The 15,746-nt window shown below is 72.0% G+C and carries 13 protein-coding genes and 2 pseudogenes; 11 read left to right on the top strand and 4 right to left on the bottom strand.

Going from position 1 to position 15,746, the window contains the following annotated elements; genetic code table 11:
* Positions 1-17 precede the first annotated feature (17 nt).
* Together ACZ4Z1_RS19305 and ACZ4Z1_RS19300 are read right to left on the bottom strand one after the other, a co-directional pair.
* Positions 18-1,601 carry an amidase gene (locus ACZ4Z1_RS19305; protein WP_468487787.1) on the bottom strand — a complete coding sequence of 528 codons (1,584 nt, stop codon included), beginning with the start codon at positions 1,599-1,601 and terminating at the stop codon, positions 18-20.
* Positions 1,602-1,673: 72 nt separating this feature from the next.
* A complete protein-coding gene (locus ACZ4Z1_RS19300; protein WP_468487786.1) occupies positions 1,674-2,153 on the bottom strand; it encodes a MarR family winged helix-turn-helix transcriptional regulator in 480 nt (159 codons plus the stop codon).
* A gap of 198 nt (positions 2,154-2,351) precedes the next feature.
* Here ACZ4Z1_RS19300 and otr(B) point away from each other — a divergent pair, with 198 nt between their 5' ends.
* From otr(B) to ACZ4Z1_RS19280, 4 genes and pseudogenes are all read left to right on the top strand, one after another.
* Complete coding sequence (gene otr(B), locus ACZ4Z1_RS19295) at positions 2,352-4,004, top strand: oxytetracycline resistance efflux MFS transporter OtrB (RefSeq protein WP_468487785.1); 1,653 nt, start codon at positions 2,352-2,354, stop codon at positions 4,002-4,004.
* Positions 4,005-4,114: 110 nt separating this feature from the next.
* A pseudogene (locus ACZ4Z1_RS19290) lies at positions 4,115-4,377 on the top strand (IS5/IS1182 family transposase); the annotation flags it as partial.
* A 414-nt stretch (positions 4,378-4,791) separates the two neighbouring features.
* Positions 4,792-5,913 (top strand): FAD-dependent oxidoreductase, encoded by a 1,122-nt coding sequence (locus ACZ4Z1_RS19285; RefSeq protein ID WP_468487784.1) that lies wholly within the window; start codon positions 4,792-4,794, stop codon positions 5,911-5,913.
* A gap of 93 nt (positions 5,914-6,006) precedes the next feature.
* A pseudogene (locus ACZ4Z1_RS19280) lies at positions 6,007-6,405 on the top strand (transposase); the annotation flags it as partial.
* Between the two features lie 251 nt (positions 6,406-6,656).
* Here the strand turns inward: ACZ4Z1_RS19280 and ACZ4Z1_RS19275 are convergent.
* Positions 6,657-7,565 (bottom strand): LysR family transcriptional regulator, encoded by a 909-nt coding sequence (locus tag ACZ4Z1_RS19275; RefSeq protein ID WP_468487783.1) that lies wholly within the window; start codon positions 7,563-7,565, stop codon positions 6,657-6,659.
* A 70-nt stretch (positions 7,566-7,635) separates the two neighbouring features.
* Here ACZ4Z1_RS19275 and ACZ4Z1_RS19270 point away from each other — a divergent pair, with 70 nt between their 5' ends.
* The 5 genes from ACZ4Z1_RS19270 to ACZ4Z1_RS19250 all read left to right on the top strand — a co-directional run bounded on the left by ACZ4Z1_RS19270 (position 7,636) and on the right by ACZ4Z1_RS19250 (position 10,927).
* Positions 7,636-7,851 carry a hypothetical protein gene (locus tag ACZ4Z1_RS19270; RefSeq protein WP_468487782.1) on the top strand — a complete coding sequence of 72 codons (216 nt, stop codon included), beginning with the start codon at positions 7,636-7,638 and terminating at the stop codon, positions 7,849-7,851.
* A 14-nt stretch (positions 7,852-7,865) separates the two neighbouring features.
* Complete coding sequence (locus ACZ4Z1_RS19265) at positions 7,866-8,789, top strand: aldo/keto reductase (RefSeq protein ID WP_468487781.1); 924 nt, start codon at positions 7,866-7,868, stop codon at positions 8,787-8,789.
* Between the two features lie 434 nt (positions 8,790-9,223).
* Positions 9,224-9,754 carry a DoxX family protein gene (locus ACZ4Z1_RS19260; protein WP_468487780.1) on the top strand — a complete coding sequence of 177 codons (531 nt, stop codon included), beginning with the start codon at positions 9,224-9,226 and terminating at the stop codon, positions 9,752-9,754.
* A gap of 249 nt (positions 9,755-10,003) precedes the next feature.
* Positions 10,004-10,342, top strand: a complete 339-nt coding sequence (locus ACZ4Z1_RS19255; protein WP_468487779.1) for a hypothetical protein — start codon at positions 10,004-10,006, stop codon at positions 10,340-10,342.
* Between the two features lie 96 nt (positions 10,343-10,438).
* Complete coding sequence (locus ACZ4Z1_RS19250) at positions 10,439-10,927, top strand: GntR family transcriptional regulator (RefSeq protein WP_468487778.1); 489 nt, start codon at positions 10,439-10,441, stop codon at positions 10,925-10,927.
* Positions 10,928-11,031: 104 nt separating this feature from the next.
* Here the strand turns inward: ACZ4Z1_RS19250 and ACZ4Z1_RS19245 are convergent, their stop codons facing one another.
* Positions 11,032-12,465 carry a DUF4334 domain-containing protein gene (locus ACZ4Z1_RS19245; protein WP_468487777.1) on the bottom strand — a complete coding sequence of 478 codons (1,434 nt, stop codon included), beginning with the start codon at positions 12,463-12,465 and terminating at the stop codon, positions 11,032-11,034.
* A gap of 260 nt (positions 12,466-12,725) precedes the next feature.
* On the opposite strand from ACZ4Z1_RS19245, the gene ACZ4Z1_RS19240 reads away from it, so the two are divergent.
* Together ACZ4Z1_RS19240 and ACZ4Z1_RS19235 are read left to right on the top strand one after the other, a co-directional pair.
* Positions 12,726-14,294, top strand: a complete 1,569-nt coding sequence (locus ACZ4Z1_RS19240) for a prenyltransferase/squalene oxidase repeat-containing protein (protein WP_468487776.1) — start codon at positions 12,726-12,728, stop codon at positions 14,292-14,294.
* On the top strand, positions 14,291-15,706 hold the full coding sequence (locus tag ACZ4Z1_RS19235; protein ID WP_468487775.1) for a cytochrome P450: 1,416 nt from the start codon (positions 14,291-14,293) through the stop codon (positions 15,704-15,706). The genes ACZ4Z1_RS19240 and ACZ4Z1_RS19235 overlap by 4 nt, the downstream gene beginning before the upstream one ends.
* The last annotated feature ends 40 nt before the right edge of the window (positions 15,707-15,746 follow it).

Raw genomic sequence — 15,746 nt, 5'->3', positions numbered from 1 at the left:
CGCTACGCTCCGCAACGTCACACCGGGTGGGCGGGCGGCCTGGCGGGCTCGGGGAGGAGCCGCGCGAGGTGCTTCGCCATGTCCAGGAGTGTGCGGTCCGCCAGGTACGGGCCGATGATCTGGACGGCCAGCGGCAGCCCGTCGGCGGTCCGCCCGGCCGGGACGACCACGGACGGCAGGCCCACCAGGCTCGCCAGGTTGAGCCAGCTCGTCTGGTCGAAGAACGGGCGCTCGGTGCCGTCGACCGTGATGTACCGCTGTGGCGGCGGAGTACCGGTCCGGTCGGGGACGGCCGCCGTCGGCGCGGCCGGGGTGATCAGCACGTCGTGCCCGGTGAAGTAGGCGGCCCACTTCTCCCGGAGCCGGTGCCGCGCCTCGTCGGCGACGCACCAGTCCCGGTGCCGCATCGTCCGGGAGTGCAGGAACAGGCCGGCGGGGTCGTCGGCGGGTACCTTCTCCGCGGCTGCCACGTCGGCGGCGAACGCGCTGTCCGTGGCGGTGGCGGACCCGGTGGCGAACAGGAGGCGCTGGAACAGGGCGCTGCTCTCGGCGAAGCCGACGGGCCGGGCGGAGTCGTCGATGCTCGCGCCGGCGGAGCGCAGGAGCGCGGTGACCTGTTCGAGGAGTGCGCGGGTGTCGGCGTCGATGCGGCAGAAGGCGTCGTCGGCCCAGACGCCGACGCGGTACCGGGCCAAGTCGCTCTTGGCGGGCGCCGGGAGGCCGATCCGCCATCCGGGCCGGTCGGCGGGGGCCGGCGCGACGAGGACGTCCAGGAGGAGGCCGAGGTCGTCGGCCGTACGGGCCATCGGGCCCAGGGTGAGCATGTCGCTGCTGGTGGCCCAGCCGGGCAGCCGGGGAATGTGGCCGCGGGTGGGTACGACCGGCACGGCGCCGCGGGAGGTCCGCAGGGCGTACACGCCGCAGTAGGCGGCCGGCAGGCGGAGCGATCCGGCGAGGTCGGAGCCGACTTCGAGGCTGGTGAGGCCCGTGGCGACGGCGGCGGCCGCGCCGCCGGAGGAGCCGCCCGCGGTCCTGGTCCGGTCGTACGGGTTGTCCGTCTTCCCGAAGAGGGGGTTCGACGTCTGGATGTCCTGGCACATGACCGGCACGTTCGTCTTGCCGATGACGACGGCGCCGGCGGCACGCAGGAGAGCGACGGCGTCGGCGTCCCGGTCCGGTACATGACCGGAGAGATCGGGGGAGCCGCTGGTGGTACGCATCCCCTCGGTCTCCAGGGCGTCCTTGACCGTCATCGGAAGACCGTGCAGCGGACCGAGGGGCTCACCGGTCTCGGCGAGGTGCCGGTCGGCCCGGCCGGCGGCGGCGCGCGCGGCGTCGGCGTCGAGGGTCACGACGGCGTTGACGCGGGGGTTGGCCTGCGCGATGTGCCGGAGGTACTGCTCCAGGAGGTCACGGCTGCTGATCTCGCGGCGGCGCAGTGCGGCGACCTGGTCGCGGGCGGGCGCCAGGTGGAGCGCTTCGAGGCCGGCCTTGCGGACGCCGGGCCGGGACGTCCGGGGCCAGGGGGAGGCAGGGGCGGTCGCGGCGGCCGCGGTCGTGATGCCGGTGGAGGCGATGAGCAGGGTGCGGCGGGGGATCACGTACGAGCTCCTGATGCGGTGCCGGAGGAGGCGGAAGTGCTGGTGCGCGGGCCGGGAACGGGGCGCCCAGGGTCAGGAGGGCTGCTGTCCCGGGCCGGGCTCCAGCACCGGGCGGGCATCCAGGTTCTCCCGCAGCCGGCGCAGCACCGAAAGCGCGACATGCATGTCCTCGGGCGGGATGTTCCCGGCCAGGTGCTCCAGCCAGCGCTGTTCCAGAGGGCGTAGACCGTCCAGCGCCTGCCGCCCGGCCGGGGTGAGTTCGACCAGCGGGCTGCGCTGGTCCTGCGGGTTGGGGCGGGTCGTCACGACGCCCTCGGACCGCAGGCGGTCGACGGTCTGCTGGACCGCCTGTCGCCGCAGCCCCCGTTCGCGGGCCAGGCGGGCCACTGTCGACGGGCCGTCCAGCAGCAGTCCGGCCACCTGCCAGCGTGCCGAGGTGAGCCCCGCGTGGGCGGAGAGCCGGTCCCCTTCGCGCAGGAGGCGGCCGTTGACCGCGAAGACCTCGGCGGTCACCTCGATCAGTGCGTCCACGTCAGGGGGTGAGGAATCCATGGCCACAGCGTAGATCCCCGGACGTATGCGGGTGCCCGTGCCTCCTGGAACGGCCTGCCGGAGGTCGCCCCGCCGCGATAATGACAAGGGCTTGTCGAAATCCGTTCCGGAGATTACGCTCGGCGTCCGGCCGGGGCGCCGACCGCGACCAGGTCGTGCGGACGGAGCCGCGACCACCGGCCCGGAGAGTGAGGAACCGTGTCATCCGCGCATCCCGGCACCGCCGACGAGGCGACGCAGGCCGGCGGGGCGTTCACGCACCGGCAGATCCTGACGGCCATGTCGGGGCTGCTGCTGGCCGTCTTTCTCGCGGCACTGGACCAGACGGTCGTCGCCACCGCGATGCGTACCGTCGCGGACGACCTCCGAGGCCAGACCGAGCAGGCCTGGGCGACGACCGCGTACCTGATCGCCTCCGTGCTGGCGATGCCGTTCTACGGCAAGCTCTCCGACCTTTACGGGCGCAAGCCGATGTACCTCATCTCGATCGCCGTGTTCGTCGCCGGGTCCGTCCTGTGCGGCACGGCCGGGTCGATGGCGCAACTCGCCCTCTGCCGGGCGGTACAGGGGCTGGGCGGCGGCGGACTGATGTCCCTGCCCACCGCGGTGGTCGCCGACCTGGCACCGGTGCGGGAGCGCGGCCGCTACTTCGCCTTCCTGCAGATGGCCTGGGTGGCGGCCAGTGTCGTCGGCCCGCTGGCAGGCGGGGCCTTCGCGGAGGCCGGCGAGGTGTTCGGCGTGGCCGGCTGGCGCTGGGTGTTCCTGCTCAACGTGCCACTGGGACTGCTGGCCCTGGTCACCGTACGCAAGGCGCTCGCCCTGCCGCACGAGCGCCGCGAGCACCGGATGGACGTGCTCGGCGCCGCCGCGCTGGCGCTGTTCCTGGTGCCGCTGCTGATCGTGGCCGAACAGGGGCGCTCCTGGGGCTGGACCGCGCCCGCCTCCCTCGCCCTCTTCGCGCTGGGCGCCGCCGGGCTGGCGCTGTTCATCCCGGTCGAGCTGCGGCGCGGCGAGGAGGCCGTACTGCCGCTCCGGCTCTTCCGGCGGGGCGGCATCGCCCTGTGCTCGGCGGTCAACTTCACGATCGGCGTGGGCATCTTCGGTACGGTGACCACCCTGCCGCTGTTCCTCCAGCTCGTGCAGGGGCGGACCCCGACCGATGCGGGGCTGGTGGTGATCCCGTTCATGGTGGGCACCATCGCCTCCCAGGTGGTGTCCGGCAGGCTCATCGCCGCCTCGGGCCGGTTCAAGAAGCTCGCCGTCGTCGGCCTCGGCTCCATGGCCGGGGCGCTGCTGACCCTCGCCACCGTCGGCGCCGCGACCCCGATGTGGAGCATCGCCCTGATCGTGAGCTGGCTGGGCACCGGCATCGGACTGTCCCAGACCGTCATCACCCTGGCCATGCAGAACGCGGCGCCCAAGAGCCAACTCGGCGTGGCCAACGCCGCGTCCGGCCTGTGCCGGCAGATCGGGGGCTCCACCGGCATCGCCGTCCTGTTCTCCGTGATGTTCGCCGTGTCGCTCGGACACCTGGCCGACCTGCTGCGCTCCCGCCGCTTCGAGGGCGTCCTCACGGATCCGGCGGTCACCGGAGACCCCGCCAACCACCGTTTCCTGGCCATGATCGAGTCCGGCCGCGGAACGGGCATCGACCTCGACGACACCTCCGCGCTCCACGGCATCGACGTCAGACTGGCGCAGCCGGTCACCGAGTCCTTCGCCCACGGTTTCCACGTCATGTTCCTGGCCGCCGGTGCCGTGCTGCTGGCCGGCTTCGCCCTCACCTGGTTCCTGCGCGAACTCGACGACGGCGCGCGGGCACCGGAGCGCGGGCTGCGGGCGGTGGAATGAGATGCCATTTCGTTTGGCGTGATCTTGCGGCAGCCTGGAACGGTGACTTCTTCGCTTGTTGAGCGGACGGCGCCGAATGATCTGTGGGAGTTGTCCGAGCGGGTGGTGTCGGCAAGCTCCACGGCGACGAGGGCTATGACTTTCCCCACCTGCGCCGCTGGCTTTCCTTACGGCACATCCGACACCGCATCGTCCGCAAGGGCACTGACTCCTCCCAGCGCCTGGGCCGGCATCGCCGGGTCGTGGAACGCACAGTGTCCTGGCTTTCGGGGTGCCGGCGCCTCCACCGCCGCTACGAACGCAAGTCCGAGCACTTCTCAGCCTTCACCGCCATCGCAGCGACCTCATATGCCACTGCCGCATCACCAAATGAAATGGCGTCCGATACTCCAGTCCGGTTTCGTGATCTATCCAGTGAGCCCTCCGTCGTCGGGAGTGGCTGCGTCGGGTTGTTGCCAGTGGCGTAGATGTACCAGAGCGGGCGGGTGCCCCGCCTTCCCGTAGCGCCCCAGCGTCACCCCCGAGCCGGTCGAGGCGGTTGTCGATGATGGGCCTGGCAGCGCGGTGGGTCGCGGCGTGAGTGGCTCCGGCTGCCGCGAGGCCGACGCCGGGCTATAGTCATTCGGTCGCGAAAAACGATGTCCCGCAGGCCCATCCGCCGGACATCGCTCGTACATCGATGCAGATGGTTCTGATCGTTGAGCGTCTCCTTGCTGAGATCGGGCATCCCGTCCGCTTCCGGCACTGACCACCGCCGGCGTGTGCCGGCGCGACTGAGGAGCGCAGCATGCAGAAGACCATCGCCATTGTCGGAGCGGGACTGGGCGGACTGACGCTCGCCCGGGTGCTTCAGGCTCACGGCGTCGCCGCTACGGTCTACGAGGGTGAGACTTCGGCGACGACCCGTACGCAAGGCGGCCTGCTCGACATCCACGAAGAGACCGGCCAGGTAGCGCTTCGCGCAGCCGGTCTGTACGACGAGTTCCTCACTCTGGTCCGCCCGGGCGAGGACGCCAAGCGTGTGGTCGACCGCCACGGCACGATGCTGTTCGACATGCCTGCGGACCCCGGTTCGGCCCGTCCTGAGGTGGACCGTGGCGAACTGAGGCGCCTGCTCATCGACTCGCTGGCGCCCGGGACGATCAGGTGGGGTCACAAGCTCGCCTCGGTCCGGCGCCATGTGGAGGGCGGCTTGGACCTCGCCTTCGCGGATGGTTCCGCCACGCGCGCCGACGTCGTCATCGGCGCGGACGGTGCCTGGTCGAAGGTGCGTCCGCTGCTCACCCCCGCCAAGCCTCTCTACAGCGGAACCTGCTTCATCGAGATCGCTCTCGCCTCAGGCGGCCACGACGCTCGGGCGAGCGTGGCCGCGATCGGCAGCGGCACGCTGATGGCGGTCGCGCCGGGCCGAGGCATCATCGCCCATCGCTACGCCGACGGGCGCGTGCGCGGATACGTGGCACTGAACAAGCCCGAGGAGTGGATGAGGACGATCGACTTCGGTGACCCGTCCGCGGGCCTGCGTCAAGTCGCCGACGAGTTCGATGGCTGGTCGCCGCTGCTCACCGCCTTCGTGACACAGAGCGACGCGGAACCGTGGCTCCGCCCCATCCATGCCCTTCCCGTCGGGCTCACATGGGACAGGGTGCCCGGCGTGACGCTCGTCGGCGACGCCGCGCATCTGATGTCGCCCTTCGCCGGCGAAGGCGCCAACCTCGCCATGTACGACGGCGCCGATCTGGCGGGCAAGCTGGTTGGGCTACCCGACATCGAGGCCGCGCTCACCTCCTACGAAGAGCGGCTGTTCCTGCGTAGTGGCGACGCCGCCGGCCGCTCGGCGAAGAACCTAGAGAACTTCTTCGGCCGGGAAGCACCGCAGAGCGTAGTCAGTCTGTTCGATCACTCCTGACACCTCAGTCCGGGGTCGCGATCTTGCCGCGGACCCGGCGGGGAACGAGTACGGCCATCGCGTGATCATCGAGGGCTGTGCGGACTCTTGAAGATCGTGCGGTGGCCGCACGGCATAGCCCAGCCCCTGCCCGAGCGCTCATGTGCCGATGATCCCGAACGCCGCCACGCTGCCGGGATACCTGACGAAGTGCGGTTCTTGACCAAGCCCCGTCCGGCCGGGGAGATGATCGCCGCAGCGCTGGACGCCGGAATCGCTGCGTCCTGGGTGACCGGCGACGAAGCCCATGGCCAGGACCCGCGGCTCCTCGCCGCCCTTGAGGCACGCGGCACCGGCTATGTCCTGGCTGTCGCCTGCTCGACGCGGGTGAGCATCAACCACGGCCGCACTGCCGTTCGCGCGGACACTGTTGCCGGTCGGCTGCCCGTCACGGCTTGGCATCGTCAGAGTGCCGGCGCCGGCGCGAAAGGTCCTCGGTACTACGACTGGGCGCGCCGTTGCCGGCCAAAACGGTCTCCTCGGCCCTCCTATCGGACGGCGTATCGATGCTCAACGTGGAAGGGCGGATGCGGAGGCAGGGCGAAGAGGCACCCGATGAGACACCTGTGAGTGTCGGAAGAACCAACCGCCGCTCTTCGCTTCTGTCGCCCAGCCCGGCCGCAGCTTCTGAAGGCCACGGGCTGCCTGCTTCAAGCCGTGGGCAGGTACTACGCCACGGTGCGGCAGACGACGCGGCTCGTCGGTCACCTTCCGCCGAAGGACGAGGCCTGCTCCTGGAGAGCCCGGATCAGCGTCGCGACGTGGGGCTGGTGGCGGCTGCGGGCGGTGGCGACGCCGATGTGGCGGGCCGGACCCGGTGGCGTGACCGGGACGGTGCGCAGATTCGCCGGCGCCGGGGTGAACGCGATGGCCGGAACCAGTGAGATCCCCACGCCCGCGGTGACGAGCGAGCAGGCGAAGAAGTAGTCGGTCGTGCTCCCTCGTACGAGGGGTTCGAAGCCGGCGAGTTCGGCATAGCGCCGAAGGTAGGTCTCGGTCTTGCGGCAGCCGAGCACCCAGGGTTCGGCCGCGAGTTCGGAGAGGTCCAGGGAGTCGCGGCCGGCCAGCCGGTGGTTGTGGGGCAGGACGACGTACAGCGGATCGTCCAGCAGCTCGGTCCATTCCATGCCCGTACGGTCGCCGGGCCGTACCGGGAGCGGGCCGTCGAAATGGTAGGCGAGCGCGAGGTCCGCTGTGCCCTGCCGGACCAGAGGCAGGGTGACCTCGGGCTCGCCCTCCACGACGTGGATCTCGGCGTCCGGATGCTCGGCGGTCAGCCGGACCAGGGCACCGGGCAGTAGGAATCTGCCGCCGCTGGTGAATGTGGCGACGGTGAGCCTGGTCCGGCCCGTACCGAGCCGGTCGATCTGCTGTTTGGCGTGCGCGAGTTCCGCGGTGACCGCCTCCGCGGCCTCGACCATGATCTGACCGGCCCGGGTGAGGGTGACGCCCCGTGTGCTGCGCGCCGCGACCGGGGTGCCGAGGGCGCGCTCCAGGGCCGCCACCTGCTGGGAGACGGCTGAAGGGGTGATCAGCAGGGCCGCGGCGGCCTGGTTGAAGCTGCCGTGCTCGGCCACCGCTTTCAAAATCCGCAGCCGCTGGACGTCGATCAACAGTAATCCTTAATACGTGCGCAGTAAGCCAGCACTTCTGCTGACGCCTCCAGCTTGCCAGGGTGAGGGCATGCACAGCATCTACGGCGTTGGCGGCAGCCGGCACTTCGGCACGGTCCTGGTCCAACGACCGCATACGGCCGACCAGCGGGTCACCGCGATCATCCGGGGCTCCGGCCTGCCACCCCCGGACGCCGGACATCGCATCGCCGACCGCGGGGACGAGGCCGCCCTCGCCGCATCCGGCATGCCCGTACCTGCCGTATGCGCCATACCTGCCGCCTGACCAGGAGCACACCCATGAAGTACCGCACGGTCGCAGACACCACATTCAGCGCCATCGGCCTGGGGGCCATGCCGCTGTCCATCGAGGGCCGCCCGGACGAAGAGCGTGCCGTCGCCACCCTCCACGCGGCCCTCGACGCCGGCGTCACGCTCATCGACACCGCCGACAGCTACCACTGGCACGCCGGCGAGACCGGTCACAACGAACTTCTCGTCGCCCGCGCCCTCGCCCGCTACAGCGGTGACAGCTCGGACGTTCTCGTCGCCACCAAGGGCGGGCGGGGCCGGCCCGGCGACGGGAGCTGGACGGTCACCGGCAGCCCCGAACACCTCAAGCGCGCCGCCGAGTCCTCGCTCAAGCGGCTCGGTGGCGAGGCAATCGGCCTTTACCAGCTGCACAAGCCGGACCCGGCCGTCCCCTGGGCCGACTCAGTAGGCGCGCTGCGCGAGCTGCTCGACGCGGGTACGATCCGCGCTGCCGGGATCTCCAACGTGGACACCGGCCGGATCCACGAAGCCCACGCGATTCTCGGCGATGGGCTGGTCTCCGTACAGAACCGGTACTCCCCGGCCGTCCGCGACAGCGAGGCCGAGCTTCTGCTGTGCACGGAGCTGGGCCTGGCCTTCCTGCCGTGGAGCCCCCTCGGCGGTATCTCCCGCAGCTCCCTGGACGGCGCTTCGGGCCCGACCTCCGTGGGTACGGCCTTCCACCGGATCGCGGCCGAACGCGGCGTCAGCCCGCAGCAGGTGGCGCTGGCCTGGCTGCTGGCCCGCTCACCGGTGATGATCCCGGTTCCGGGGGCCAGCCGCCCGGCGTCCATCCAGGACTCGGCCCGGGCCGCCGAACTGGAACTGAACGAGGCGGAGATCAGGGAACTGGACGACACACCGCCGAACCAGGGCGTCTCGTCAAACGGATCTTGCCCGGAGCAGGAGTGACGCGAGTGTGATCACTGCTTCGTAGGGGGATGTCTCTTCGTCTCGGGTGACGACGCCGCGGAAACTCTTGAGCTTGCCGAAGCAGCGTGGGAGGAGGTTGTGCTCGCGGCGGCGGACCTGCGTCTACGAAGCCCGGCCGCGTGCGGACGCGGAAGGCGAAGCGATCGGTGTCGGCTTGGCCCTGCCGAGGGGCGGCTCGCCGCGCTGCGGCTGGTCTGGCAGCAGCCCCCTTGTGCCCAGTCCCGTGCCCCGGCCGAGGTAGGGGAGGCCCGAGCCGGGGGAGGCCGGGTAGGTCCTCAGGAAGTGGTTCCAGTAAGGCCCGGGCTCGGCAACCCGCCACCCGAACGGCCGAGTGGGCGAGCCCTTGGCGTACCGGGGGAGGACGATGGGCACGCGGGAGGGACCGCCCCTGTCAGCTGCTCCGGGAGCCCATCGTGACCTGTTTCGACCGACGTGACCTCGGCCTGCTGCTCCTTCGCGTGGGGGCTGGCGGAGTGCTGGCCGCGCATGGCGCGCAGAAGCTCTTCGGCTGGTTCGGCGGCGGTGGGATCGAGGGCACCGGACAGTTCATGGAGTCCGTCGGCTACGTGCCGGGCAAGGCCAACGCCAGGGTCGCGGGGCTCACCGAGGCCGGCAGTGGCGTACTGCTGGCCCTCGGCCTGGCCACCCCGGCCGCCGGTGCGGCCGCGGCGGGTGCGATGGCGGGCGCCGCCGCCGTACACGCCCCGAACGGGTTCTTCGCGCAGAGCGGCGGCTACGAGCACCCCGCATTCCTCGGCCTGACGACGACCGGTCTCGGCATCACGGGGCCCGGCCGGATCTCCCTCGACCACGCACTCGGCCACTCCGTCAACCGCGGCTGGATGGTCCCGGTGGCGCTGGCGGTGACCGGAGCGGCCACGTCACTGGTCGTGGGCGCGCGCAACAAGCGGGCGCGGCAGGCGGCGGAGGACGGGGAGGAGTGACGGTTCTGCCGTCCAGTTCCTCTGCCTGTGCGGGCCCCTCGTCCCGTGTCCCTGTCCCGCTCCGTCTGTCAAGAGCCCAAGGGCTCACGCGCCTTGGGTTCACGGGCGCATGTTTCTGAGCGGTGCTGACCCTAAGGTCCTTCGCAGCCCCGTAACGTCAGCACCGTACGGATTGCTGATCATGGCAAGGGAACTGGGGCGGTGTGTGCCGTGTCCCTTGTCCACCGACGAAACGGAGGACCTGAACCTATGCGTAACGTCAGCCGTGTCATCACGTCCGTGGCCGTCACCGCGATGGCGGTGACGGGCCCCGTCGCCCTCGGCGCGTCCACGGCGAGTGCGGCGCAGCGGCCCGCCGCCACCGCCTCCGCCTCGGTGCCCGCCGCCGAGAAGGCCAAGTGCAACCCGCTCGTACTGAAGCACAAGGCGGACAAGTACAAGGAGAAGTCCGAGACGTACAAGGCCGCGGCACGGCACGAGATGGGACTGGGCCACAAGAAGAAGGCGCGCGCCTACCTGAAGAAGTCGCGGGCCTACGACAAGAAGGCCACGCTGTACTACTACAAGGCCAAGCGGTGCCACGCCTGAGTTGAGACCCGCAGGAGGGCCGCGGCACCCGGCGATGGCATCGGGGACCGATACCGCAGCGAGGTGGTGCAGGCCTTCGTGGTGTGTGGTCATGCCATGAGCCCAGCCGGCTTGGCCGACCGCCTGGGTCGGTGGTCGGCCGGCCGCGGCCCGCTGCATCTGCTGCTCGCCGTGCGCCTGCGACGCCTCGTCGACGAGGGCGAGTTGCCGCCGGGTACGGCGCTGCCGTCCGACCGCGTCCTGGCGTCCACGCTCGCCGTCGGCCGGGGGACGGTCGTCGCCGCGTACGAACAGCTGCGCCTGCGGGCCCTTCCCGTCGGTCTGGACGGCTTCGAAGCGGCTACGCGTTCCCCACCGCACCGCCCGGATCTCGCCTTCCCCGGGCATCAAGTGCCTTCACCGCCCGCTGCGTTCGGGGCGTTGCAACTACCCTCTCGGCGCGTCTGCCGCACGGCGACGGGAACTCCTTCGCGCGGACGGCCCTGCGCCACGGCGTCGTCGTGCTGCCCGGCAGGGGACCTGACGCCTCAGGAGGCAGCAGGCGGTACCTCCGCCTGCACTTCGTCGCCGACACCGGCCGGCTGACCGAAGCGGCCCGCCGCCTGGCGCCGGCCTGGCACGATCACAGTGGCGGGCCCGGCGGACCGAACGTCCCGGCGTCCCGGTCGCCGGCGGTCTGACGCGGGCTCTCAGGCCCGTACCCCAGGATCCGGTACGCGGGTGAGGTGGAAGTAGAAGTCCTCCGGGTCCCCCTTCTTGTCCATCACGCACAGCAGGACGTCGTCGCTGAGCCGGCGGAAGTGGTCGATGACGGGCAGCTGGTCGTAGACCATCGCCGCGGACTGCTTGCCGCGGTGGACGACCTCACGCAGCGACGCGAGCCCCATCTCCGTGTACGAGTACACCGTCCCGTCCTCGTCACGGCACAGCAGCGGCTCCACGTGCTCGGCGTCGGTGAACCGTTTGCCGTACCACCGCATCTTCGCCAGCAGCGCGGCGTTCTCGCTGGAGTTCTCGAAAGCACCGCCCCGCCAGGTGCCGATCAGGAACGCGGTGTCGACCGGTTCGAGCCGGTCGAAGAGGTCCGCGAGCCGTGCGGTGTCGTACGTGCCGCCGGACGCGACGGCGTCCAGGACTTCCTGCTCGGTACCCATGGGCGGGGCCTTCCTCGGCGGGGGGACGGGCGGGGTGCGCGCGGTACTGCCCGGCAGGGGAGGGGCGGCCGCCCGGCCGGGCCGTACGGGGTCGAAGCGGTGGTACATCCGCGCGTGCCAGAGCACCACCCGCTCCAGTGCCACCGCGGAACCGTACCCGGCCCCGCTGAGCGGAGCCAGGGCGCGCCGGCAGTTCTCCAGCCCCGCCCCGGCACGCTCGTACGCCGTGCGTTCGGTCAGGCCGAGGGCCAGGACGTCGGTCTTCCCCTCGGCCTGCTCCCTGCGGTGCCCGCGCAGATCGTTGAGCAGGCGGATCGCGATCGCGGCCTCGCGCAGCGCGGCGCGCAGCACCGGCAGGCGCCGGGGCAGGTCCGGCTCGTCCAACAGCGCCCACAGGGCGGTGACCTGCTGTTCGACGCCGATGCTCCAGGCGCCGTGCCGCAGATAGTCGGTCAGCCGGGGCGCCGCGCCGCCGGCGGCCGCCGTCCGGGCCGCCTCGTGTTCGTGCCGCATGCCGATCAGTGTCTGATGCATGCTTTCCCGCCAGACGGCGACGAGTTCGGGCCGCCCGCTTCCGGCCACCTCGCCGGTGATCTCGGCCAGAGCGCGCGCCACGGGGTCGTCGCCGCTGTCGCCCTGCCCGTCGAGGACGCGGTGCCAGACCCGGACGCGGGCCGCGGGCCAGTCCGGTACCGCGGAGCCGGGCGTCCCCGGCGCGTCCAGGACGTTGTCGATCGCCATCAGCCAGACCGTGAGCCGCGACATCCGGAGGCAGGTGTCGGGCGGCAGCCACGGGGTGAAGAACGCGGTCTGCAGACACATGAGGGGAACGAGCGCGGTGTCCACGGGCAAACCGAGCCTTTTGAGCCAGTTTTCCAGGCGTGGCATGTTCTGCAACGCGGCGGAGCATGTGTCCGCTATGGAGACGATCTCCCGGGGAGGATGGCCGGCCGGCAGCGAGGTGTCCACACCGTCAGGCTACGTCCCGCGTGCTCGGGCCCGGTCCGCCGCCCCGTCCCCCGGTACGCCCCAGGTCCGGTGCGCGCACCCGCGGCCGGCCTGCCCGGTCGTCCACCGGTCACCCGGCAGCAGGCGGAGCCGTCCACCGCGCTGATGGCGCGGACGTACGAAGCACAAGCGGGACCAGCAGAAATCGAGGCAAGATGTCAGCAGGATGCTCGTTGCCGCACATACCGGTCGCTGGTTTGTCGCCCACGCTCGCGCCACGGGTGAACCACGCCCTCGCCCTCGCGACCCGGCACGTCCTCGCCACCCAGCGGGACAACGGCTCATGGCTCGCCGGCCCCGCCCCTCGCGTCACCGAGACCGCACTGTGCACGCTGGCCCTGGCGCGTTCACCGCACCCCGGCGCCGGCCGCGCCGTCGAGCGGGGCAGGGCGTGGCTCGCCGCCGGTGCCGCTCCCCAGGACCACCATCCGGTGGCCCAGGCCGTGGAGAGCGCGCTGCTGTCCCTCGCCCTCGGCAACAGCGGTCCCGTCGACGTGAGTCACCCCTCCTTCGGGGACCCGGCGCTGTCGGCCCGCGCCCGGCTCCTCCAGGCCCTCGCCCTGCACACCGGCCGGACGGCCCACGGCAGTACCGGCCCCGACGCGCTGCGCGCCCAACTGGCCACCGCGGTCGCCGCCCGGGGGCAGCTCAAGCGCTGGTCCCGGGTGGAACTCTGGTCCGCCCACGCCCTGGTGGCGGCACACTTCGGGGACCGGACGGCCGTCCGGCACGCCGCCCGCATGATCGCCGACCAGCAGTCCCCGTCGGGCGACTTCTTCGGCAACCCGGTCACCACGGCGCTCGCGGCGCTCGCGCTCCAGGCCGCCGCGCCCGGCACCGCTGCCGCCCGCCGCTGTACGGAACACCTGCTCAGCAGCCAGCACCCGGACGGCACCTGGCGCTTCTCGACCAGCGACGTCTGGGACACCGCGCTGATCGTACGCGCCTTCCGGGGCGCGGCGGACTTCGACCGGCACGGGCTGTCCGCCGCCGTCGCGTTCCTGGTCGCGGCGCAGAACCCGGACGGCGGCTGGCCGTACCGCCTGGGCGTCGAGTCCGACAACGACACCACCGGGGCCGCCCTGATCGCCCTGGGCGGCGCAAGCGGCGCTACCGGTGGGGCGGTACGGGCCGGACTGCGGCACCTGGCCCGGCAGCAACGGGACGACGGACTCTGGCGGACCTGGCAGTCCGCCGGGGACCCGCCGGTGGACGACGTGATCGCCCATGTCGTCACCGCGCTCGCCTGTCACTCCGGCCGCCACCGCGTGGACCTGTCCGCGGCGCGCGCCTGGCTCACCCGACGGTTCGACGGCCAGGGACGCTGGCAGGCCGGGTGGTACCGGGGCCTCCCGTACGCCGCGGCCGAAGTCCTCCCCGCCCTCGACACGCCCGCGCCGCCGGGCGGCCACCCCGCGGCCCACAGGCTCGCCGAGACCCGTAACCCCGACGGGGGCTGGCCCGTCGAAGCGGGCGGCCCGAGCACTCCCGCCGCCACCGGCCTGGCCCTCGCAGCCCTGGAACGCGGCGGCCTCCCCGACGAGGACCTCTGGGCACGGGGGCTCACCCACCTCGTGGAAACCCAGCGCGCCGACGGCACCTGGCCGGGCGTACCGCTCATGTACGGACCGCGGCCGCTCCTCACGCACTTCCCCACGCACACTCACGCGTTCGCCGTTGAGGGCCTGTTCGCGGGACAGCGCCGCCTCCGTGACGCGGCGGGAGGTGACTCCCCGCGACCGTACGAAGGGGAGCTGACCTGCGGCCGGACGGGAGGGGGAGCGACGTGAGCAGGATCGGTGCACGGCCGGCCGCGCGCCCGGGACGTCCCTCCGCCGATGCCCGCGTCGAAGCGCCCGTGCCTCCCGGCCGGATGCCGCTGGCAGGGCACGCCCCACGGCTCAGCCGGGACGCCCTGCGCTTCGTCCGCGAACAGCGGCAGCACGGGCCGGTGACGAAGATCTACATCGGCCCGCGGCCGGTCCACGTCGTCAACTCCGCTGAGCTGGTACGGGAACTGCTGACCGCGCAGGCCCGTTCCTTCGACAAGGGCGCGATGTTCGACGCACTGCGCGTCCCGCTCGGCGACGGGCTGATCACCGCCACCGGTGACCGTCACCTCCGGCACCGCCGGATGATGCAGCCCGCCTTCCACCACGACCGGATCGCCGGTTACGCCCGCGTCATGTCCGAACGTTCCCTGGCCCGGTCCGCCGCCTGGGAGCCCGGCGCCACGCTCGACCTGGTGCCGGAGATCCACCGCCTGACCCTCGACGTCCTGCTGCGCACCCTCTTCGCGGACCCCCAGGACCCCGAACTGCGCGCCGCCGTCAAGGACTGGCTGGCCGTCAAGTACCACTCGATGCGCCTCGCCCTGTCCCCGCTGCACGCCTGGGCGCAGCACCTCCCGCTGCTGCCGGGGTGGCGTCCGCCGGACGCCGGACCGTTGCGCAGACTGGTGGCCGTCCAGCAGCGGATCATCGGCACCTACCGTGCCGACGGCCGGGACCGCGGCGACCTGCTCTCGATGCTCCTGCTCGCGGACGGCCCGGGAGACGGAACGGGAGACGGCCCGGAAGGCGCTCTGACCGACACCGAGGTGACCGACGAGCTGATCACCCTCTTCCTGGCCGGAACCGGCACCGTCAGCGCGTCCCTGGCCTGGGCGCTGTACGAGATCTCCCGCCGCCCCGACGTCCAGCGGCGTCTGCACGAGGAGCTGGACACCGTCCTCGCCGGACGGCCACCGGGCTTCCAGGACGTGCCCGCGCTGGTCTTCACCCGGCAGGTGCTGACCGAGACCCTGCGGCTGCACCCGCCGTCGTGGCTGCTGATGCGCCGCGCCGTACGGCCGGTCACGCTCGGCGGCGTACGGCTCACCCCGGGCGCCGAGGTGTTCTTCAGCCCGTACGCCCTGCACCACGACCCGCACCTGTACGAGGACCCGGAGCGCTTCGCCCCCGACCGCTGGCCGCCGGACACCACGGCGAAGCCGCCGCGCCACACCTACCTGCCGTTCGGCGCGGGCAGCCGGCTGTGCATCGGCGAGGACTTCGCCTGGACGGAACTGACCCTGGCGATGGCCGCTTTCACCGCGCACCGGCGTCTGGTACCAGTCCCCTCCGCCCCCGTACGCACCCTGGTCGGCACCGTCCTGCGCCCGGACCGGCTGCCGCTCACGGCACACGCCCGCCCGTCCTGACCACACCCGCCCGCCACCTCGCCACCCCACCATCGGTCCA

The sequence above is a fragment of the Streptomyces sp. NPDC030165 genome (assembly GCF_055573595.1).
The sequence above is the reverse complement of the archived record's forward strand: the minus strand, read 5'-3'. Positions and strand labels throughout refer to the sequence as shown.

Bases quoted from the DNA above. Each gene is read 5' to 3' on its own strand.
- ACZ4Z1_RS19255 (WP_468487779.1), top strand. From the start codon at position 10,004: ATGCGTAACGTCAGCCGTGTCATCACGTCCGTGGCCGTCACCGCGATG.
- ACZ4Z1_RS19270 (WP_468487782.1), top strand. From the start codon at position 7,636: ATGCACAGCATCTACGGCGTTGGCGGCAGCCGGCACTTCGGCACGGTC.
- ACZ4Z1_RS19285 (WP_468487784.1), top strand. From the start codon at position 4,792: ATGCAGAAGACCATCGCCATTGTCGGAGCGGGACTGGGCGGACTGACG.
- ACZ4Z1_RS19250 (WP_468487778.1), top strand. From the start codon at position 10,439: ATGAGCCCAGCCGGCTTGGCCGACCGCCTGGGTCGGTGGTCGGCCGGC.
- ACZ4Z1_RS19300 (WP_468487786.1), bottom strand. From the start codon at position 2,153: ATGGATTCCTCACCCCCTGACGTGGACGCACTGATCGAGGTGACCGCC.
- ACZ4Z1_RS19265 (WP_468487781.1), top strand. From the start codon at position 7,866: ATGAAGTACCGCACGGTCGCAGACACCACATTCAGCGCCATCGGCCTG.